At 69.1% G+C, this 20,168-nt stretch carries 19 protein-coding genes; 12 read left to right on the plus strand and 7 right to left on the minus strand.

What is annotated here, in order from left to right; translation table 11 throughout:
• Nucleotides 1-225 precede the first annotated feature (225 nt).
• Complete coding sequence (locus tag AC07Y4_RS18065; protein ID WP_487848823.1) at nt 226-714, plus strand: tripartite tricarboxylate transporter TctB family protein; 489 nt, start codon at nt 226-228, stop codon at nt 712-714.
• A 13-nt stretch (nt 715-727) separates the two neighbouring features.
• A complete protein-coding gene (locus AC07Y4_RS18070) occupies nt 728-2,239 on the plus strand; it encodes a tripartite tricarboxylate transporter permease (RefSeq protein ID WP_487848824.1) in 1,512 nt (503 codons plus the stop codon).
• A 132-nt stretch (nt 2,240-2,371) separates the two neighbouring features.
• On the opposite strand, the gene AC07Y4_RS18075 is transcribed toward AC07Y4_RS18070, so the two are convergent.
• On the minus strand, nt 2,372-3,130 hold the full coding sequence (locus tag AC07Y4_RS18075) for a sulfite exporter TauE/SafE family protein (RefSeq protein ID WP_487848825.1): 759 nt from the start codon (nt 3,128-3,130) through the stop codon (nt 2,372-2,374).
• Between the two features lie 419 nt (nt 3,131-3,549).
• Between AC07Y4_RS18075 and AC07Y4_RS18080 the strand changes: the two genes are divergently transcribed.
• Nucleotides 3,550-4,788, plus strand: a complete 1,239-nt coding sequence (locus tag AC07Y4_RS18080) for an ammonium transporter (RefSeq protein WP_307589442.1) — start codon at nt 3,550-3,552, stop codon at nt 4,786-4,788.
• 18 nt (nt 4,789-4,806) lie between these two features.
• Complete coding sequence (locus AC07Y4_RS18085; RefSeq protein ID WP_082818034.1) at nt 4,807-5,109, plus strand: hypothetical protein; 303 nt, start codon at nt 4,807-4,809, stop codon at nt 5,107-5,109.
• 7 nt (nt 5,110-5,116) lie between these two features.
• On the opposite strand, the gene AC07Y4_RS18090 is transcribed toward AC07Y4_RS18085, so the two are convergent.
• From AC07Y4_RS18090 to amaB, 4 genes are all read right to left on the minus strand, one after another.
• Nucleotides 5,117-6,790 (minus strand): thiamine pyrophosphate-binding protein, encoded by a 1,674-nt coding sequence (locus tag AC07Y4_RS18090; RefSeq protein ID WP_487848826.1) that lies wholly within the window; start codon nt 6,788-6,790, stop codon nt 5,117-5,119.
• Nucleotides 6,791-6,819: 29 nt separating this feature from the next.
• Complete coding sequence (locus tag AC07Y4_RS18095) at nt 6,820-8,037, minus strand: pyridoxal phosphate-dependent aminotransferase (RefSeq protein ID WP_487848827.1); 1,218 nt, start codon at nt 8,035-8,037, stop codon at nt 6,820-6,822.
• Nucleotides 8,034-8,942, minus strand: a complete 909-nt coding sequence (locus tag AC07Y4_RS18100; protein WP_487848828.1) for an amino acid ABC transporter substrate-binding protein — start codon at nt 8,940-8,942, stop codon at nt 8,034-8,036. Before AC07Y4_RS18100 ends, AC07Y4_RS18095 begins: the two co-directional genes overlap by 4 nt.
• Nucleotides 8,943-9,042: 100 nt before the next feature.
• Nucleotides 9,043-10,581 carry an L-piperidine-6-carboxylate dehydrogenase gene (gene amaB / locus AC07Y4_RS18105; protein ID WP_495274881.1) on the minus strand — a complete coding sequence of 513 codons (1,539 nt, stop codon included), beginning with the start codon at nt 10,579-10,581 and terminating at the stop codon, nt 9,043-9,045.
• 181 nt (nt 10,582-10,762) lie between these two features.
• Between amaB and AC07Y4_RS18110 the strand changes: the two genes are divergently transcribed.
• Nucleotides 10,763-11,038 carry a GIY-YIG nuclease family protein gene (locus tag AC07Y4_RS18110; RefSeq protein ID WP_062472759.1) on the plus strand — a complete coding sequence of 92 codons (276 nt, stop codon included), beginning with the start codon at nt 10,763-10,765 and terminating at the stop codon, nt 11,036-11,038.
• Between the two features lie 301 nt (nt 11,039-11,339).
• Here the strand turns inward: AC07Y4_RS18110 and AC07Y4_RS18115 are convergent, their stop codons facing one another.
• Nucleotides 11,340-12,974 carry a GMC family oxidoreductase gene (locus tag AC07Y4_RS18115; RefSeq protein WP_062472757.1) on the minus strand — a complete coding sequence of 545 codons (1,635 nt, stop codon included), beginning with the start codon at nt 12,972-12,974 and terminating at the stop codon, nt 11,340-11,342.
• Between the two features lie 67 nt (nt 12,975-13,041).
• On the minus strand, nt 13,042-14,559 hold the full coding sequence (locus AC07Y4_RS18120; RefSeq protein WP_487848830.1) for a CoA-acylating methylmalonate-semialdehyde dehydrogenase: 1,518 nt from the start codon (nt 14,557-14,559) through the stop codon (nt 13,042-13,044).
• Between the two features lie 86 nt (nt 14,560-14,645).
• Between AC07Y4_RS18120 and AC07Y4_RS18125 the strand changes: the two genes are divergently transcribed.
• The 7 genes from AC07Y4_RS18125 (at nt 14,646) to AC07Y4_RS18155 (ending at nt 20,165) form a co-directional block, all read left to right on the plus strand.
• Complete coding sequence (locus tag AC07Y4_RS18125) at nt 14,646-15,554, plus strand: LysR family transcriptional regulator (protein WP_495274882.1); 909 nt, start codon at nt 14,646-14,648, stop codon at nt 15,552-15,554.
• Between the two features lie 133 nt (nt 15,555-15,687).
• Entirely contained in the window at nt 15,688-16,860 is a 1,173-nt protein-coding gene (locus AC07Y4_RS18130; protein WP_139703979.1) for an MlaE family ABC transporter permease, read from the plus strand.
• Entirely contained in the window at nt 16,857-17,711 is an 855-nt protein-coding gene (locus tag AC07Y4_RS18135) for an ABC transporter ATP-binding protein (protein ID WP_095743233.1), read from the plus strand. The genes AC07Y4_RS18130 and AC07Y4_RS18135 overlap by 4 nt, the downstream gene beginning before the upstream one ends.
• Nucleotides 17,712-17,719: 8 nt before the next feature.
• Nucleotides 17,720-18,676 carry an MlaD family protein gene (locus AC07Y4_RS18140; protein WP_369630928.1) on the plus strand — a complete coding sequence of 319 codons (957 nt, stop codon included), beginning with the start codon at nt 17,720-17,722 and terminating at the stop codon, nt 18,674-18,676.
• Nucleotides 18,677-18,699: 23 nt separating this feature from the next.
• Nucleotides 18,700-19,389: an ABC-type transport auxiliary lipoprotein family protein gene (locus tag AC07Y4_RS18145; protein ID WP_487848832.1), complete on the plus strand. Its 690-nt coding sequence runs from the start codon at nt 18,700-18,702 to the stop codon at nt 19,387-19,389.
• A 40-nt stretch (nt 19,390-19,429) separates the two neighbouring features.
• Nucleotides 19,430-19,651 (plus strand): hypothetical protein, encoded by a 222-nt coding sequence (locus AC07Y4_RS18150; protein ID WP_070063477.1) that lies wholly within the window; start codon nt 19,430-19,432, stop codon nt 19,649-19,651.
• Nucleotides 19,652-19,670: 19 nt separating this feature from the next.
• Nucleotides 19,671-20,165, plus strand: coding sequence for a GFA family protein (locus AC07Y4_RS18155; protein ID WP_487848833.1), 495 nt, complete (start codon nt 19,671-19,673; stop codon nt 20,163-20,165).
• The last annotated feature ends 3 nt before the right edge of the window (nt 20,166-20,168 follow it).

The following is a 20,168-nucleotide window of genomic DNA, read 5'->3' on the forward strand; positions in this document are numbered from 1 at the left end:
CTCCCCCTCACTCCCGCCCCTTCGTGGAACACCACGGAACCGGCTTCGCCGGGCCGTTGGTGTTGCCCCCGGAAGGGGGTTGGCGCAGCGACACGAAGTGCGCGAAGCCTGGGGGAGAGCCAGTCCCGTACTTTCCCTGTAAGCATTTGTCCGTACCGCGCTGGTCAGCCGACGGTCAGCCGCTGGCGACGACCCTCGTCCCTTCGAAAACAGAGGGTCGAGACAATGCAAATCAAGAGACAGGCGGACTTCTTCTCAGGAGTCATGTTCGCCGCCGTCGGTGGCGCGTTCGCCATCGGTGCCACCACCTACACCATCGGCGACGGCGCCCGCATGGGGCCGGGGTACTTCCCGCTGATGCTGGGCATCCTGCTGGCGCTGCTGGGCGCGCTGATCGTGTTCCAGGCCATGGTGGTCGAGAGCGCCGACGGCGACAAGATCGGCAAATGGGCCTGGAAGCCGCTGGCCTTCGTGCTCGGCGCCAACCTGGCCTTCGGCGTGCTGCTGGGCGGCCTGCCCAGCGTCGGGCTGCCGGCGATGGGCATGATCATCGCGATCTACGCGCTGACCATCATCTCGAGCATGGCCGGCGAGCACTTCAAGCTGCGCGACGTGCTGGTGCTGGCGACCATCCTGGCAGCCGGCAGCTATGTGGCCTTCATCTGGGCGCTCAAGCTGCAGATCCAGGTCTGGCCCACGTTCATTTCGGGTTGAGGAGCACACCGCCATGGAACTGTTCCACAACCTGGCGACCGGCTTCGGCGTCGCCTTCACCCTCACCAACCTGCTGTACTGCCTGGTCGGCTGCATCCTGGGCACGCTGATCGGCGTGCTGCCGGGCATCGGCCCGGTCGCGACGATCGCGATGCTGCTGCCCGCCACCTACGCGCTGCCGCCCGTGTCGGCGCTGATCATGCTGGCCGGCATCTACTACGGCGCCCAGTACGGCGGCTCGACCACGGCCATCCTGGTGAACCTGCCCGGGGAGTCGTCCTCGGTGGTCACCTGCATCGACGGCTACCAGATGGCAAGGCAGGGCCGCGCAGGCCCCGCACTGGCCGCGGCCGGCCTGGGCTCGTTCTTCGCGGGCTGCGTCGGCACCTTGATCCTGGCCGCCTTCGCGCCGCCGCTGACCGAGCTGGCCTTCAAGTTCGGCCCGGCCGAGTACTTCTCGCTGATGGTGCTGGGCCTGATCGGCGCGGTCGTGCTGGCCTCGGGCTCGCTGCTCAAGGCGGTGGCGATGATCGTGCTGGGCCTGCTGCTGGGCATCGTGGGCACCGACGTGAATTCGGGCGTCGCGCGCTTCAGCTTCGACATCCCAGAGCTCACCGACGGCATCGGCTTCGTGGTGATCGCCATGGGCGTGTTCGGCTACGGCGAAATCATCGGCAACCTCTCGCAGCCCGATGACGAGCGCGAGGTGTTCACGCACAAGGTGAAGGGCCTGTGGCCCACCAAGGAGGACTTCAAGCGCATGACGCCCGCCGTGCTGCGCGGCACGGCGCTGGGCTCGGCCCTGGGCATCCTGCCCGGCGGCGGTGCGCTGCTGGCGGCCTTCGCGGCCTATGCGCTGGAGAAGAAGATCAAGATGCGCCCGGGCGAAGTGCCCTTCGGCAAGGGCAACATCCGCGGCGTGGCCTCGCCCGAGTCGGCCAACAACGCCGGCGCGCAGACCTCCTTCATTCCGCTGCTGACGCTGGGCATCCCGCCCAACGCCGTGATGGCGCTGATGGTGGGCGCGATGACGATCCACAACATCCAGCCGGGCCCGCAGGTGATGACCAGCAACCCCGAGCTCTTCTGGGGCCTGATCGCCTCGATGTGGATCGGCAACGCGATGCTGATCATCCTGAACCTGCCGCTGATCGGCATGTGGATCAAGCTGCTGACGGTGCCTTACAAGTTCCTGTTCCCCGCCATCGTGCTGTTCTGCGCGATCGGCGTGTACTCGACCAACAACAACACCTTCGACGTGTGGATGGTCGCGATCTTCGGCTTCATCGGCTACCTGTTCCTGAAGCTGCGCACCGAGCCGGCCCCGCTGCTGCTGGGCTTCATCCTCGGGCCGATGATGGAAGAGAACCTGCGGCGCGCGCTGCTGCTGTCGCGCGGTGCGTGGAGCGTGTTCGTCACGCGGCCGCTGTCGGCGGGCCTGCTGATCGCTGCAGCCTTGCTGCTGGCCATCGTGCTGTTGCCCGCGATCAAAGCGAAGCGCGAAGAAGCCTTCGTTGAGGATTGAGCTGGAGGCTCCTTCCAGGAACACCGCGGAACCGGCTTTGCCGGGCCGCTGGTGTTGCCCCCGGTAGGGGGTTGGCGAAGCGACACGAAGTGCGCGAAGACTGGGGGCGAGCCTGTTGCTCCAGGGGCTTTTTTATTTCAGGAACGCGTCGTAGGCCGTCTTCAGGATCAACGCACTCACCACCACGATGAACACGATCCGCACGAAACCCGCCCCGTGCTTCAGCGCCACGCGCGTACCGACCAGGCTGCCGGCCACGTTGGCCACGGCCATCACCAGCCCGTAGTGCCACCAGACGTGGCCCTTGGCGGCCAGCAGGATCAGCGCGGCGGCGTTGGTCAGGGTGTTGATGACCTTGGCCGAGGCCGAGGCGTTGAGGAAGTCGTAGCCCATCCAGCGCACGAACAGGAACACCAGGAAGCTGCCCGTGCCCGGCCCGAAGAAGCCGTCGTAGAAACCGATGGTCAGGCCGATGGTGCTGGCCGCCAGCGTCTCGGCACGGCCGCTGAAGCGCGGCGCGTGCAGCCGGCCCATGTCCTTGCGCGCCAGCGTGTAGATCAGCACGCCCAGCAGGATGACCGGCAGCGCCCGGCGCAGGAAGTCGCCCGGAAAGACCGTGACGGTCCAGGCGCCGAGCATCGAGCCGCCGAAACCCAGCAGCGCGGCCGGCCACATGGCGCTCCAGCGCATCTGCACGCGCTGGCTGAACTGGGCCGCCGAGGCCGCGGTGCCCCAGATCGACGCGCTCTTGTTGGTGCCCAGCAGCGTGGCCGGCGGCGCGCCCGGGAACACCGCAAAAAGGGCCGGCACCAGGATCAACCCGCCGCCGCCCACGATCGCATCGATAAAACCCGCGAGCAGTGAGGCGCCCGTGACCACCAGCATTTCCATGCGGGCGATTGTCTCACCGGAATCGCTATCGAAACGATAGCTGTGGTGGCCGGTACCGGCTGGCCAGGAGGCTTGTTTGGCTTGGAGGAAAGCGCCCGCGTCCGCGCCGCGAACAGGCAAAAAAAAGCGCCGACCAGCGGCGCTTTTCAAATATCAGACAGGCATCTCGTACGGAGCCTTTGAAGAATGTTCTTGTTGATCGATCGGAAGCTTGTCTCCTCGGACCCTCGGCAGTACGAGCAGGGCCCGTCGCGAGTGCGCAGATTGTGCAAGCGCGCACCCCCCCGGTGCATTAGGAATTACCCGCTTCGTGTTACTTCGACCCTCCGGTTGGGAAACCAAAGTGTTTCAGTCAGTTAACAAGATGGCATGACTCGTGCACACAGGCCTCTTGTCCACCACTCCAAGAAGAAACGGTCATGGCCCTGCTGGCACCCCAAGCCTCCCTGAACGCGGCCGACACCGCCTGGATGATGACCTCGACCGCGCTGGTGCTGCTGATGACGCTGCCCGGCATCGCGCTCTTCTATGCCGGCATGGTGCGACGCAAGAACGTGCTGGCCACCATGGCCGGGGTGGTGGCGATCGCCGCGGTGGTCTCGCTGACCTGGTTCGCGCTCGGCTACTCGCTGGCCTTCACCCCCGGCTGGCCCTGGCTGGGCAAGCTCTCGCGCATCGGTTTTTCAGGTTTCGAGTACCTGAAGGAGGCCGGCCAGGTGGCCGTGAGCCACGTGGCGCCGAACGTGCCGGAATCGGTCTACGCCATGTTCCAGCTGAGCTTCGCGATCATCACCACCGCGCTGGTGCTCGGCGCTTTTGTCGAGCGCATGCGCTTCTCGGCGCTGCTGTGGTTCGCGCTGCTGTGGAGCGTGCTCGTGTACGCACCGGTCGCGCACTGGGTGTGGGAGCCGGGCGGCTGGCTCGCGCAGATGGGCGCGCTCGACTTCGCGGGCGGCTCGGTGGTGCACGTCAACGCGGGCATCGCGGGGCTGGTGTGCGCCTATGCGCTCGGGCCGCGCCGGGGCTACGGGCGCGAGGCCTTCGAGCCCTACAGCCTGGCGCTCACCATGACGGGCGCGGGCCTGCTGTGGGTGGGCTGGTTCGGCTTCAATGCGGGCTCGGCGGTGGCGGCCGACGGGCGGGCGGGCCTGGCCATGCTGGTGACGCACATCGCGGCGGCGGCCGGCGCCATGAGTTGGATGGTCGGCGAATGGATCGTGCGCCGCAGCCCCTCGCTCTTGGGCCTGTGCTCCGGCCTCGTGGCCGGGCTGGTGGCGATCACGCCGGCGGCCGGCTTCGTCACGCCGCTGTCGGCGCTGGCCATCGGCGCCATCGCCGGGCTGGCCTGCTACTGGGGCGCCACGGGCCTGAAGCACCTGCTCGGTGCGGACGACTCGCTCGACGTGTTCGGCGTGCACGGCATCGGCGGCATCGTGGGCGCGCTGCTCACCGGCGTGTTCGCCGACCCGCGCATCTCGGGCGCGGCGGGCAATGTGCTGACACAGGCGATCGCGGTCGCCAGCGTGGCGATCTACAGCGCGGCGGGCACGGCCATCGTGCTGTTCCTGGTGCATGTGCTGGTCGGATTGCGCGTCGACCCCGAGAGCGAACTGGTGGGCCTTGATCTTGCTCAGCATCGTGAACACCTGGGAGCCTGACCACCCGAGGGAGACGCCATGCCATCCATGTCCGAAAGCGAACGCATCGCGCTTGCAGCACGCCTTCACGTGGCACTGCGGCGAAAGCACGGGCGCGTGACCGACACCGAATGGATGGCCACCAACGCCGAGTACGCCGCCGAGATCGTGCGCATGACGCGCCAGCACGCCGCCGAGACCAAGGACGACGAACTCGACCAGCTCGCCACGCGGCTGGAGCAGGCCATGGAACCGCTGGCCCGCGCCGCGCGCCTGGCGGCGCGCCAGCCCGACGGCCTGCCGCCCACGCCGCCGCCGCGCTACGTCGGCGGGCTGCGCTGACGACGCCTCAGTTCGCCGCCAGCGCCGCCTTGCGGATCGATTCCAGCGTGCTCGCGGGCGTGATCGCCTCCGGGTCCAGCAGGCAATGCAGGATCGCCGGCTTGCCGCTGGCGCGCGCACGCGCCAGTGCGGGGCCGAATTCTTCCGTCGTGGTCACGCGCTCGCCGTGCCCGCCGAACACCTCGGCGTAGCCGCGGAAGTCGGGGTTCTTCAGCTGCGTGGCGCTGATGCGGCCGGGGTAGTGCTTTTCCTGGTGCATGCGGATCGTGCCGTACATGCCGTTGTCCAGCAGCACCACGAGGATCGGCAGACCGTATTGCACGGCAGTGGCGAACTCCTGGCCGTGCATCATGAAATCGCCGTCGCCCGCGAACACGACCACCTCGCGCTCGGGCCACAGGCGCTTGGCGCCGACGCCGGCCGGCAGGCCGTAACCCATCGAACCGCTGGTCGGCGCGAGCTGGCTCGCGAACGCGCGGAACGGCCAGAAGCGATGCACCCAGGTCGCGAAGTTGCCCGCGCCGTTGCAGAAGATGGTGTCGGCCGGCAGCACCTCGCGCAGGTGCTGCATGACCTCGCCCATCTGCAGCGGGCCGGGAATGCGGATCGCGGCCGGGTCGCTCCAGCGCAGGAAGTCTTCGCGCGCCGTCTTCGTCTCGGCCTGCCACACGGGCGGTGACGCCGGACGCAATGCGGACACCGCTTCGGCGAACGCCTGCGGCGTGGCGTGGATGCCCTGTGTCGGGCGGTAGAGCTTGCCGAGCTCGTCGGCATCGGCGTGCACGTGCACCAGCGCCTGCTTCGGCTGCGGGATCGCGAACAGCTCATAGCCTTGCGACGGCACTTCCGACAAGCGCCCGCCGACCAGCAGCACGAGGTCCGCATCGCGGATGCGCGCCAGCATGCGCGGGTTGGCGCCGAGCCCCAGGTCGCCCGCGTAGCAGGGGTGCTCGGCGGACATCAGCATCTGGCGACGGAACGAGCAGTACACGGGCAGCAAATACGCCTCGGCGAACTGCGCGAACTGCTGCGTCGCGGCTTCGGACCAGCGGCTGCCGCCCAGGATGACGACGGGCCGCTGCGCCTGCGACAGGCGCTGCTGCAGCTCGGCGATCTGCGCTGCGCCCGGATGCGTTTCGGTGACGGCATACGGCAGCGCATCGGCCACCACGGCGGCTTCGGTGAGCATGTCTTCGGGCAGCGCGATCACCACTGGGCCGGGCCGACCCGAGGTCGCGACATGGAAGGCGCGCGACACCAGTTCGGGCACGCGCGCCGGGTCGTCGATCTGCACCACCCACTTGGCCATCGTGCCGAAGACCGCGCTGTAGTCCAGCTCCTGGAAGGCTTCGCGGCCCATCGCATCGCGCGCGACCTGGCCGACGAACAGCAGCAGCGGCGTCGAGTCCTGGTGCGCGATGTGCACGCCCGCCGCCGCATTGGTGGCGCCGGGGCCGCGCGTGACGAAGCAGATGCCGGGCTGGCCCGTGAGCTTGCCCTGCGCCTCGGCCATCATCGTCGCGCCGCCTTCCTGCCGACACACCGTCACGTCGATCGATGCGTCGTGCAGCGCGTCGAGCACGGCCAGGAAGCTTTCGCCGGGCACGCAGAAGAGCTGCTGGACGCCATGGGTGATGAGCTGGTCGACCAGGATCTGGCCGCCGGTGCGGGAGGAAGTCATGAGGGTTCCAGTGGAATGAAGAGGAGAGGTCAGGAGAGCGCGGCGCAGGCGGCGGCGATGCGCGCGCACGCCTCTTCGAGTTGCGCCATCGACGTCGCATACGAGATGCGGAAATACGGTGCGAGCCCGAAGACGCTGCCCGGCACCACCGCCACCTCGAAATCCTGCAGCAGGTAGCGGCAGAAGTCGCTGTCGGTCTGCAGCAGCGCGCCGCTGGCCGTGCGCTTGCCGAGCACGCCGGCGCAACTTGCGAAGGTGTAGAAGGCGCCCTCGGGCACGCGGCAATGCAGGCTTGGCGTGCGGTTGAGCGCGGCCACGACGACATCGCGGCGCTGTTGAAAGGATGCGCAGCGCTCGGCCACGATGCCCTGCGGGCCGGTGAGCGCCTCGATCGCCGCGGCCTGGCTCACGGACGACGGGCACGAGGTCGACTGGCTCTGCACCACGGCCATGGCCGCGATCAACGCGCGCGGCCCGGCGCCGTAGCCGACGCGCCAGCCGGTCATCGCGTAGGCCTTTGACACACCGTTCACCGTCAACGTGCGTTCGCGCAGCCGCGGCTCCACGGCCACCGGCGTTGCGAACGCGAGGCCGTCGTAAAGGATGTGTTCGTAGATGTCGTCCGCCAGCACCCAGACGTGGGGGTGATCGAGCAGCACGTCGGTGATCGGCTTCAGCTGCGCCGCGCTGTAGGCCGCGCCGCTCGGGTTCGATGGCGAGTTGAGAAACAGCCAGCGCGTGCGCGGCGTGATGACCGCCTGCAGCTGCGTCGCGGTCAGGCGAAAGCCGTTCTCCTCGCCGCACGCCACCGACACCGGCACGCCGCCGCAGATCTGCACGATGTCCGCGTACGAGGTCCAGTACGGCGCAGGCAGGATCACTTCGTCGCCCGGGTTCAGGCTCGCCATCAGTGCATTGAAGATCACCTGCTTGGCGCCCGCGCTCACGCTGATCTCGTCAAGTGCGAAGTCCAGCGCGTTGTCGCGCTTGAACTTCAGCTGCACGGCCGCCTTCATCGCCGGGCTGCCGTCGAGCACCGTGTAGCGCGTGTCGCCGCGCGCAATGGCCTGCAAGGCCGCATGCCGGATGTTCTCGGGCGTGTCGAAGTCGGGCTCGCCCGCGCCCAGCACGATCACCGGGCGGCCGGCGCGCTTGAGCGCCTGCGCGTGGTCGGTGATGCGCAGGATCTCCGAGACGTGGATGGCGCGCACGCGTTGCGCCGGCGAGAACACGGCGGCGTCTGTCACTTCGCGTAGGCCTCCAGCGGCTTGTCGTTGGGTTCGAGCACGAGCTGCTTGAGCGCAGGGCTCATCGGCAGGTTGAGGCTGGTGTTCTTCGGCGGGATCGCGGCCACGAACCACTTGGTGTAGATCTTCTCGAGCTCGCCGCTCTTCATGAGCTTGCGCAGCGAATCGTCCACCGCCGCCTTGAAGGCCGGGTCGTCCTTGCGGAACAGCAGCGCGATCGGCTCGGAGCCCAGCGCCTCGCCGGTGATGCGGTAGGCCGTGGGGTTCTTCGAGTTCGCGATGATCCCGGCGAGCAGGTTGTCGTCGAGCACGAAGGCATCGGCGCGGCCCGACTCCATGAGCAGGAAGCTTTCCAGGTGGTCCTTGCCGAGCATCGTGTTGTACGAGACGTTCTGTGCGCGCTCGCGCTTGCGCAGCAGCTGCACGGCGGTGGTGCCGGTCGAGGCCGACACGTTGCGGCCTGCGAGCTGGTCGAGCGTGGTGATGCCCGAGTCGACCTTGGTCGCCATGCGCACCTCGCTCACGTACGTGGTGAGCGCGAAGGCCACCTGCTGCTGGCGCGCGGTGTTGTTGGTGGTGGGGCCGCAGCCGATGTCCAGCGTGCCGTTCTGCACCAGCGGGATGGTGTTCTGCGCGGTCACGGCCATGTATTCGAGCTTGGCGTTGGGCGTGATGTCCTTCAGCACGCGCTCACAGAGCTCGACGTGGTAGCCCACGTACTTCTCGCCCGCGCCCAGCATGTAGGCCATGGGCGGCGAAGCTTCGCGCACGCCGAGCACGACCTTGCCGCTGGTCTTGATCTTGTCGAGCGTGCCGCCCGTGGGCGCCTGCTGCGCGGTGGCGGTGGTGCCGAAGGCGAGCGCAAGCAGCGCGGCGGTGGCGAGGGTCTTCAGTTGCATCTTCATCTTTGCTGTCTCCTGGTGGTTTTTCTGGGGGGATAGGTACGGCCGCTGCCTGGCCGCTGCGGCGAAATGCCGCGCGGCAGGCACCACGGGCCGGGGTTGTTCAGTCGCCGATATCGAAGGTCACGCCTTGAGCCAAGGGCAATGCCGTCGAGTAGTTGATGGTGTTGGTCGCGCGGCGCATGTAGGCCTTCCAGCTGTCCGAGCCCGCTTCGCGCCCGCCGCCGGTTTCCTTCTCGCCACCGAAGGCGCCGCCGATCTCGGCGCCGCTCGGGCCGATGTTGACGTTGGCGATGCCGCAGTCGGAACCGGCGCTGGACATGAAGCGCTCGGCCTCGCGCACATTGAGCGTGAAGATCGACGACGACAGGCCCGCGCCCACCGCGTTGTGCCATTCGATGGCTTCGTCGAGCGAGCTGTAGCTCACCACGTAGAGGATGGGCGCAAAGGTCTCGCGCAGCACCGGCCCGGCGTGCGACGTCAGCTCCACCAGCGCGGGGCGCACATAGAACGCGTCCTGCGTGCCGATGCCCTCGACGCGCTGGCCGCCGTGCACCGTGGCGCCGGTCTCGCGGCTTTCGTTCAGGGCCTTCTGCATGCCGTCGAAGGCCGCGCGGTCGATCAGCGGACCGACCAGCGTGCCGGCCTCGCGCGGGTCGCCCACCTGCACGTTGCCGTAGACCTTCACGAGCTTTGGCACCAGCTGGTCGTACACGCTCTCGTGCACGAACAGGCGCCGCAGCGTGGTGCAGCGCTGGCCCGCCGTGCCCATCGCTGCGAAGGCGATGCCGCGCAGCGTGAGATCGAGGTCGGCCGAGGGCGTGACGATGGCGGCGTTGTTCCCGCCCAGTTCGAGGATCGCGCGGGCGAAGCGCGCCGCCAGCTTCGGGCCGACCTGCCGGCCCATCGCCGTGGAGCCGGTGGCCGAGAGGATCGGCACGCGGGAATCGTCGACCAGCACCTCGCCGATGTCGCGCGGCCCCAGCAGCAGGCCGAGCAGGCCTTCGGGCGCGTCGCCGAAGCGTTCGATGGCGCGTTGCGCGATGGCGTGCACGGCCAGCGCGGTGAGCGGCGTCTTCTCGGACGGCTTCCACACCACCGGATCGCCGCACACCAGCGCGAGCGCCGCGTTCCACGACCACACGGCCACGGGAAAGTTGAAGGCCGAGATCACGCCGCACACGCCCAGCGGATGCCAGGTTTCCATCATCCGGTGCTCGGCGCGTTCGGTGGCCAGCGTGAGGCCGTAGAGCTGGCGCGAGAGGCCGACCGCGAAGTCGCAGATGTCGATCATTTCCTGCACCTCGCCCGCGCCCTCGGACGGGATCTTGCCGGCCTCCAGCGTGACGAGGCGGCCCAGGTCGCGCTTGGCGGCACGCAGCTCTTCGCCCAGCAGGCGCACCAGCTCGCCGCGACGCGGCGCCGGCACCAGGCGCCAGGCCTTGAAGGCCTCGTGCGCGCGGCCGATGGCGCCGGTGGCTTCCACGGCCGTGGTCTGCGGCACCTGCGCGATCACCTCGCCGCTGACCGGCGAGCGCACCGTGAGCTCGCCGCGGGTGTGGGCGGTGCGGGGCACGCCCAGGCGATGCAGCAGTTGGTCGACCTCGGCGGGAAGGGACACGGGGGTCTGGGCTTCTGGCATGGACGCTCCAGGGAGAAGGAAGGACAGAAGAAGAAATGCGACAGCAGGAACGGGCCAATATGTGCGAAACCCGCGCCCTTGCCTAGCGAAAAATTGGAAGGACTTGGTGCGTTTTGCGAATGAACTTCGTGGTGACACCTTCGTTCGACGCACGATAAGCGCCTGCCCGCACAATGCGCGCGTGCCCCGAAAACCGCCCGATCCCTCGCCGCCCCCACCCTATTGGCTCTACCTGCTGGAATGCGAAGGCGGCGTGTACTACGCGGGCATCGCGCTCGACGTGGAGCAGCGCTTCTTCCAGCATGTCTTCGGGCTGGGCGCCAAGTTCACGCGCGCGCGTCCACCGCAGCGCGTGCTGGCGGCGCGCCAGTACCCCGACAAGGGCGCCGCGCTGCGGGCGGAGATCGCGCTCAAGGCGCTGCCGCGGGCACGCAAGCTGGCGTTCTTCGACAGTTAGCCACCCGCCGCAGGCGACCTGCGCAGCATCACCGGCAGGCACAGCAGATAGCGCACGGCGCCGGCCAGCCCTGCGCCGTGGGCTGGAGGAGCAGGCGGCACCGCCCGATGCGGAAGTTCGGCAGCAGGCGCTCGATGCCGCCGCGGCCTCGCGCCCGCTGCTGGCCGAGGCCTTCGCCAGCTACCGCAAGGCCGGCCTCGACGCGATGTTCGAGGTCGGCGTGGACCTCATGCTCGAAGGCGCGAAGGCGCGCCTGGCGGCGGACACCCAGCGCGGCGCCAAGCCGCGCCGCTGAGCCGGCTCAGCGGTTGCGGTTGTCTTCCAGGATCCAGCCCGCCGCCTTCTCCGCCATCATCAGCGTCGGGCTGTTGGTGTTGCCGCTCGTGATGGTGGGCATCGCGCCCGCATCGACCACGCGCAGGCCGTGCACCCCGCGCACGCGCAGGCGCGCATCGAGCACCGCCATCGGGTCGCCGTCGGCGCCCATCTTGGTGGTGCCGACCGGGTGGAAGATGGTGGTGGCGATGTCGCCGGCCAGCCGCGCGAGGTCTTCGTCGGTCTGGTACTGCACGCCGGGCTTCCACTCCTGCGGCTTGTACTTCGCGAGCGCGGGCTGCTGCGCGATGCGGCGCGTCACGCGCAGCGAATCGGCCGCGACCTTGCGGTCTTCCTCGGTGCTCAGGTAGTTGGGCGCGATGGCGGGCGCGTCTTCGAAACGCGCGCTCTTGATGCGCACCGAGCCCCGGCTCGTCGGGTTCAGGTTGCACACGCTCGCGGTGAAGGCAGGGAAGCTGTGCAGCGGCTCGCCGAAGGCGTCGAGCGACAGCGGCTGCACGTGGTACTGGATGTTGGGCCACGCGCGGTCGGGCGAGCTGCGCGTGAACGCGCCGAGCTGCGACGGCGCCATGCTCATCGGGCCGCTGCGCTTGAGCAGGTATTCGAGGCCGATCTTCGCCTTGCCGACCAGCGACGAGGCCAGCACGTTGAGCGTGGGCGCGCCCTCGATCTTGTAGACCGCGCGGATCTGCAGGTGGTCCTGCAGGTTGGCGCCGACGCCGGGCGCGTCCAGCGCCACGTCGATGCCGTGCTGGCGCAGCAGCTCGGCCGGACCGACGCCCGACAGCTGCAGGATCTGCGGCGAGCCGATGGCGCCCGCGCTCAGGATCACCTCGCACTCGGCATGCGCGGTGGTCATCTCGGAGCCGTCCCACACCTGCGCCCCGGTGCAGCGCTTGGTGCCGTCGGGCAGCGTCTCGAACAGCAGGCGCGACACCTGCGCGCCGGTCCACAGTTCGAAGTTGGGGCGGCCGTAGCAGGTGGGCCGCAGGAAGGCCTTGGCGGTGTTCCAGCGCCAGCCGTTCTTCTGATTGACCTGGAAGTAGCCCACGCCTTCGTTGCTGCCGCGGTTGAAGTCGGCGGTGTGCGGCACGCCGGCCTGCACGGCCGCATCGGCAAAGGCGTCGAGGATGTCCCAGCGCAGCCGCTGTTTCTCGACACGCCACTCGCCGCCCGCGCCGTGCATCTCGTCGGCGCCGAGGTAGAAGTCTTCGTGCTTGCGAAAGGCCGGCAGCACGTTTTCCCAGCGCCAGCCCTCGTCGCCCGTGAGTTCAGCCCAGTGCTCGTAGTCGCGCGACTGGCCGCGCATGTAGATCATGCCGTTGATGCTCGAGCAGCCGCCCAGCGTCTTGCCGCGCGGATAGCGCAGCGTGCGGCCGTTGAGGCCCGCGTCGGGCTCGGTGTTGTAGAGCCAGTCGGTGCGCGGGTTGCCGATGCAGTACAGGTAGCCCACCGGAATGTGGATCCAGTGGTAGTCGTCCTTGCGGCCGGCCTCGATGAGCAGCACGCGCTTGGTCTTGTCTGCGCTCAGGCGGTTGGCGATGAGCGAGCCGGCGGTGCCGGCGCCGATGATGATGTAGTCGAAGGTGGTGTCGCTCATGGCGGCTGGCTTTTTGTCTCTCGTTGTTCTTCGAATGGAAGCAGCGCCGCGCGTGCGGCGCCCCTTTTTACTTCGCGGTGGGCATCACGAATTCCGCGCCCTTGCCGATGCTCTCCGGCCAGCGCTGCATGATCGACTTCTGCTTCGTATAGAAACGCACGCCCTCTTCGCCATACGCGTGCATGTCGCCGAACAGGCTCTTCTTCCAGCCACCGAAACCATGCCAGGCCATCGGCACCGGGATCGGCACGTTGATGCCGACCATGCCGACCTGGATGCGGCGGCCGAACTCGCGCGCCACGTTGCCGTCGCGCGTGAAGCAGCTCACGCCGTTGCCGAACTCGTGGGCGTTGATGAGGTCGACGGCTTCCTTGAAGGTCGCGACGCGCAGGCAGCCCAGCACGGGGCCGAAGATCTCTTCCTTGTAGATGCGCATCTCGGGCGTGACGTGGTCGAACAGCGTGCCGCCCATCCAGAAGCCATCGCCGCAGCCTTCGCCAGCCTTGTTGCCGTCGAAGCTGCGGCCGTCGACCAGCAGCTTCGCGCCTTCCTTCTCGCCCTGCGCGATGTAGCCGGTGATGCGCTCGTGCGCGGCGCGCGTGACGATCGGGCCCATCTCGGCCGCGAGGTTCTCGCCATCGAGTACCTTCAGCGTCTTCGTGCGCTCGATGAGCTTGGGCAGCAGCCGGTCGGCCACGTCGCCCACCAGCACCGCGACGCTGATCGCCATGCAGCGCTCGCCGGCCGAGCCGTAGCCGGCGCCGATGAGGGCGTCCACGGCCTGGTCGATGTCGGCGTCGGGCATGACGACCATGTGGTTCTTCGCGCCGCCCAGGGCCTGCACGCGCTTGCCGTGGCGCGCGCCGGTTTCGTAGATGTAGTTGGCGATGGGCGTGGAGCCCACGAAGCTGATCGCCTTGACGTCGGGGTGCTCCAGCAGCGCGTCGACCGCGGCCTTGTCGCCCTGCACCACGTTGAACACGCCGTCGGGCAGGCCGGCCTTCTTGAGCAGCTCGGCCATCAGCAGCGACGGGCTCGGGTCGGTCGGGCTGGGCTTGAGCACGAAGGTGTTGCCCGCGGCAATGGCCACCGGGAACATCCACATCGGCACCATCACCGGAAAGTTGAAGGGCGTGATGCCCGCGACCACGCCCAGCGGCTGGCGCAAGGTCCAGTTGTCGATGCCGGTGCTCACCTGGTCGGTGAAGTCGCCCTTGAGCAGCTGCGGAATGCCGCAGGCGAACTCGACGATGTCGATGCCGCGGCTCACCTCGCCCTGCGCGTCGGTGAAGACCTTGCCGTGCTCGGCGGTGATGAGGTGGGCGAGCTCGTCCTTGTGCTGGTTGAGCAGCTCCAGGAACTTGAACATCACGCGCGCCCGGCGGATCGGCGGCGTGTCGGCCCAGGCCGGGAACGCGGCCTGCGCGGCGGCCACGGCGGCCCCCACCTGCGCGGCGTCGGCCAGGCCGACCTTGCCGGTGACGGCACCGGTGGCGGGGTTGGTCACATCCTGCGTGCGGCCGGAGGTGTTGGCGACGGGGGCGCCGGCGATGTGGTGATCGATATTTCGGGTGCTGATGGACATGTGCGGGTCTCCTGAAGGCAATTTGGCCCAATCCACGAAGAGAAAGCCAATGAATTCGCGTCGATGGCGCTATAAATCAGTCTTATATGACCACGTCATCGATGGACCTCCAGATTCTGCGCGCCTTCATCCTGGCGGGGCGCGAGGGCAACGTCTCGCGCGCCGCCGAGAAGCTGCACCTGACGCAGCCTGCGGTGAGCCTGCAGCTCAAGCGTTTCGCGGAAGAAACCGGGCTGGTGCTGTTCACCCGCACGCCGCACGGGCTGGCGCTCACGGCCGACGGCGCGGCCATGCTGCCGCAGGCCGAGCGCGTGCTGGCGGCCGTGGGCGACCTGCAGCAGGCCGCGCGCAACCTGCAGGTCACGGTGCGCGGTGCGCTGCGCATCGGCACCATCCTCGACCCCGAGTTCACGCGGCTGGGCGTGTTCCTGCGCGAACTGGTCGAGGCCGCGCCGCAGATCGAGACCGAACTGCGCCACGGCATGAGCGGCAGCGTGCTGGCGCAGGTGCTGCGCGGCGAGCTCGACGTGGGCTTTCACCTCGACCCGGGCGATGAATCCGACGCCGCCGCGCCGGCGCCGCTGGCGGTGCGCACGCTCACCCGCTTCAGCTACCGCGTGGTCGCACCGGCCGGCTGGGGCCCGCAGGTGCTGGGCCGCGACTGGAAGGCGCTGGCCGCCCTGCCCTGGCTCGCCACGCCGCCCGAGTCGGCGCACCACCGTTTGCTGGAACGTGTGTTCGGCCCGCTCGGCCTGGCACCCCGGCGCGTGGCGCTGGTCGACCAGGAAGCCTCGATGCTCGACCTGCTGAAGTCGGGCGTGGGCCTGAGCCTGGTGCGCGACTCGATCGCCATCCGCGAAAGCCAGGCCCACGGCCTCGTGCTGGCCGACCGCGTGCGGCTGGATTGCGCGCTGCGTTTCGTCTCGCTGGCCGCGCGGCGCGACGAGCCCGTGATCGCCAGCGCCTGGGATGCGCTGGCCCGGGCCTGGAGCTGAAGATTGGCTGAAAAAAACGGCGTCTGGCCCTACGCAAACGAAGGGCCAGACGCACACAAGCCCCGGATGCACGCGGTTACGATGCGCGCTCTCGCTTGGACCTTTGTTTACGTTTTGTCCCGCACCTTTGCCCATGTCGCCCACCCCGTCGCCCGCTGACGCCCCCGCCACCGACGACGCCTTCGCGCCGCCGCGCGCGCAGACGCAGGACGTGGACGGCCGCACCTGGGCCGTGGCCAGCGGTTGCTGGACCACGCTGGCGATGTCGACGCGCCCGGCCTGGGAGGCGTTGGCCAGGGACCTCGCGGCGCTGCCGCCCGCGGACGACCGGGCCTGGGACCTGCGCCCCATCGGCCAGCTCGACCACATCGGCGCCCAGCTGCTGTGGGAACACTGGCGCCAGGCTTGGCCGGCCACGATCGAGCTGTCGCCGCAGCACCAGGCGGTGCTCGACCAGGTGGCGAAGTTCACGGTGGCCACGCCCGACGAGCCGCCCAAATCGCTGAGCGACCGGCTGCACGCACTGGCCCACCACGGCCCGCGCGCGATGGTCGTGCTGCGCGACTTCGTCGGCCTCATCGGCCAGCTCGCGCTCGACCTGTGCACGCTGGCGCGCGCGCCGCACCGCGCGCCGTGGCGCGACTTCTCGGGCCACCTCTATCAGTTCGGCGCCACGGCGCTGCACATCACGGCGCTGGTCGGCCTCTTGATCGGCGTGGTGCTGGCCTACCTGATCTCGCAGCAGCTGCGCAACTACGGCGCCGAGGCCTTCGTGGTGAACATCCTCGGGCTGTCGCTGATCCGCGAGCTCGGGCCGGTGCTGGCCGCCGTGCTGATCGCGGGCCGCTCGGGCTCGGCGATCACGGCGCAGATCGGCGTGATGCGCGTCACCGAGGAGCTCGACGCGATGCGCGTGATGGGCATCCCGCACGGCTTCCGTCTCGTGATGCCGCGCGTGCTGGCGCTGGCCATCGCAATGCCGCTGATCAGCCTGTGGACCTCGATGGCGGCGCTGGCCGGCGGCATGCTCGCGGCCGATGCGGCGCTGGGCATTTCGCCGTCGTATTTCCTGTCGGCCTTGCCGCGCGCGGTGCCCATCTCCAACCTCTGGCTGGCCCTGGCCAAGTCGGCGGTGTTCGGCGTGCTGATCGCGCTGATCGGCTGCTACTTCGGCATGAAGGTCAAGCCCAACACCGAGAGCCTGGGGCGCGGCACCACGTCGTCGGTCGTGACCTCGATCACCGCGGTGATCCTGGTCGACGCGCTCTTCGCAGTGCTCTTCAAGGGCATAGGATTCCGCGGATGAACGCCGCCGCGACATCCCCGTCGAGCACCGTGGTCGACATCCGCAAGCTCTGGACCGTGTTCAAGAGCCCCGATGGCGAACAGGTGGTGCACCGCGACCTCGACCTGCACCTCGACCGCGGCGAGGTGCTGTCGCTGGTCGGCGGCTCGGGCACCGGCAAGACGGTGCTGCTGCGGCAGATCCTCGGGCTGCAGAAACCCACGAAGGGCGCGGTCGAGGTGCTGGGCCGGGCGCCGGGCGAACTCAGCGCAGCCGGCGCGGCCAACGTGGGCATGCTGTTCCAGCATGGCGCGCTGTTCTCGGCCTTCAGCGTGCTGGAGAACATCGCCTTTCCGCTGCGCGAACTCAAACTCCTGCCCGACGAGCTGATCCGCAACGCCGCGCTCGTGAAGCTGCAGATGGTGGGGCTGGAGCCGCAGCATGCGAACAAGAGCCCGTCGGACCTGTCGGGCGGCATGATCAAGCGCGTGGCGCTCGCGCGCGCGCTCATCATGGACCCGCCGCTGCTGCTGCTCGACGAGCCCACGGCCGGCCTCGACCCCGAAGCCTCCGACAGTTTCTGCGACCTGCTGCGCGGCCTGCACCGCGAGCTGGGCCTGACGGTCGTGATGGTCACGCACGACCTGGACACCCTGTTCGACCTGAGCACCCGCATCGCGGTGCTGGCCGACCAGAAGGTGATCGTGAGCGGCACGGCGCGCGAAGTCATCGCCTATCCGCATCCCTTCATCCACGAATACTTTCTCGGCGGGCGCGGCCAGCGCGCCCTGGAGGCGCTGCACGACAAGCCCGCCGCCGGCAAAGCACCACCCGCGCCGCAGCCCGAGGCCGCGCGCGCTGAAGAAAGGTAGGTCCCCTCATGGAAAACAAGGCCCATGCCCTCGCCGCCGGCGCCTTCGTGCTCGGCCTGATCGCCGCGCTCGTCGCGCTGGTGGTCTGGTTCACGCGCGACAACACCGTGCGCAACGTCTACGAACTCTCCACCCGCGACGCCGTGAGCGGCCTGCAGCCGCAGGCCCAGGTGCGCTACCGCGGCATCTCGGTCGGCAAGGTGACCTCGATCGACTTCGACCCCAAGACCAAGGGCAACGTGCGCGTGCGCATCACGGTCGACGAGCGCGTGCCGCTCACCACCTCCAGCTTCGCCACGCTGAGCTACCAGGGCGTGACCGGCCTGGCCTTCATCGCGCTGGACGACGAGGGCGAATCGACCGTCGCGCTCAAGCCGAACAACGACAACCCGCCGCGCATTCCGCTCAAGCCCTCGATGCTCGCGAAGCTGCAGGACCGCGGCGAGGAAATCATCGACCAGGTGGAAGAAGTGACCAAGCGCGCCAACGCGCTGCTGGCCGATGCCAACCAGAAGCGCGTGGCCGACGCGCTGGAAAACATCGCGGCCGCCTCGGCCAGCGCCAACACGCTGCTCAAGCAGCTCGACAACACCGTCAAGACCGGCCTGAACCCGACCCTGGCCGCCATGCCCGAGACGCTGTCGACGGTGAAGAAAGCCGCCGGCGACGTCTCGCGCGTGGCCAACAACTTCAACTCCACCGTGGGCCGGCTCAACGCACCCGACGGCCCGGTCGAGCGCCTGAGCGAGGGCACCAAGGCGCTGGCGCAGGCGGTCGACTCGTTCAACGCCGCCACCCTGCCGCGCGTGAACCGCGTGGCCGACGACACCGCCCACGCGGTGCGCCGCCTGGGCCGCGCGGCCGACAGCATCAACGACAACCCGCAATCGCTGCTGTTCGGCAACGGCGGCGCGGCCGCGGGCCCAGGCGAGCCCGGCTTCGTTGCACCCGCCGCACGCCACTGACCGGGAGCAGACCAACCATGCGCATGAAGAACACCCTCCCAGCCCTCGCCAGCCTCGGCTGTGCGCTGCTGGTCGCCGGCTGCGGCATGCTGCCCGACAAGCCGGCGCGCGCCACGCTGTACGACTTCGGCCCCGGCCTTTCGGCCGCTGCACCTGCCACCGCTTCCGCGCCGGCCACCGCGCTGCCGGCGCTGTCCCTCGCGGAGTTCGACAGCAACACGCGCCTGGACGGCACGCAGATCCTGTACCGCCTGGGCTACGCCGACGCCAATGAACTGCGCCCCTACGGCCAGTCGCGCTGGAGCCTGCCGCCCGCGCAACTGCTGCGCCAGCGGCTGCGCGACACGCTGGCCGAGCGCCGCACCGTGCTCGGCCCCGAAGAAAGCGCAACGCTCGCGCGCACCGAGGGCATCGTGCCCGACACGCTGCGCATTTCGCTCGACGAGTTCAGCCACTACTTCGACGCGCCCGCCAGCAGCACGGGCCTGGTGCGCCTGCGCGCCACGCTGGTCCGCACCGCCACCGGCGGCGACCGCGTGATGGGCCAGCGGACCTTCACCGTGCGCCGTCCCGCCGCCAGCGCCGACGCGCCCGGCGGCGTGAAGGCGCTCATCGCGGCGAGCGACGCGGCCATGGCCGAGGTCGTGCAATGGGTCGACCAGCTGCAGCAGCAGGAGCCGCCGCAGCCGCGTGCGGCGGCGCCACGGCGCTGAACGGCTTTTCATTCCAACCAACCCTGAGGAGATCCGTCCCATGAACGCAACGCGCATCGTCGGCATCCTGCTGGTCGTGGCCGGCATCGCCGGGCTCGGCCTGGGCGGCTTCAGCTTCACCAAGGAAACCCACCAGGCCAAGCTGGGTCCGCTGGAGTTCTCGGTGAAGGAAAAACAGACCATCAACATCCCGGCCTGGGCCGGCGTGGCGGCGATCGTGGTGGGCGGCGCGCTGGTGCTGCTGGGTGGCAAGAAGGGCTGAGCGCCCGTCGACCACCGCCATGGCCGACGCCTTCGTGCCGCTGGAAGGCGGCTGCACCTGCCGGCAGGTGCGCTACCGCCTGAACGCCCCACCGCTCTTCGTGCACTGCTGCCACTGCCGCTGGTGCCAGCGCGAGACGGGCTCGTCCTTCGCGCTCAATGCGCTCATCGAACCCGAGCATGTGCAGGTGCTGCAGGGCGCGGTCGATCTGGTGCTCACGCCCTCGGCCAGCGGGCGCGGCCAGAAATACGCGCGCTGCCCCGCCTGCCACGTCGCGCTGTGGAGCCACTACGCAGGCGCCGGCGACGCCGTGAGCTTCATCCGCGTGGGCACGCTCGACACGCCCGACCGGTTGCCGCCGGACCTGCACATCTTCACGATGTCCAAGCAGCCGTGGGTGGTGCTGCCGCCTAGCGCGCCGGCGGTGCACGAGTATTACGACCGCAAGGACTACTGGCCCGCCGAGAGCCTCGCGCGCTGGCGCGTGCTGCGCGAGAAGATGCGGGCCGGCTAGCGC

It is taken from the genome of Variovorax sp. GW460-12-1-14-LB1 (genome assembly GCF_059423605.1).